Source organism: Mesorhizobium sp. M7A.F.Ca.MR.148.00.0.0, from assembly GCF_003997735.1.
GTDB lineage: Bacteria > Pseudomonadota > Alphaproteobacteria > Rhizobiales > Rhizobiaceae > Mesorhizobium.
The window spans coordinates 1-355 of the sequence record NZ_RZTB01000451.1; the positions used below are offsets into that span (position 1 = coordinate 1).

General features: G+C 62.5%; 1 pseudogene. It reads right to left on the reverse strand.

Annotation, left to right across the window (positions count from 1 at the left end):
• Positions 1–355 (reverse strand): annotated as a pseudogene (locus tag EOB49_RS34905) (phosphomannomutase/phosphoglucomutase); the annotation flags it as partial.

The following is a 355-nucleotide window of genomic DNA, read 5'->3' on the forward strand; positions in this document are numbered from 1 at the left end:
GGCTGGAAATATCCCTTGCCAGCATCACACCGACCTTGTCGGCAAAAATTTCATTGCCTTCATTGTCGACGACACCGCAGCGGTCGCCATCGCCGTCGAAGCCAAGGCCGATGTCGGCGCCTGATGCCAGCACCTTGTCCCGGATGGCATGCAGCATCCGCATGTCCTCGGGATTGGGATTGTAGCGCGGAAATGTATGGTCGAGCTCGACGTCGAGCGCGATGACCTCGCAGCCGATGCGCTGCAACGCCTGCGGCGCGAAGGCGCCGGCGGTGCCATTGCCGCAGGCTGCGACCACTTTCAGCTTTCGGGCGATGCGCTTGTCGCGGGTCAGATCGTCGAGATAGGTCGCGCG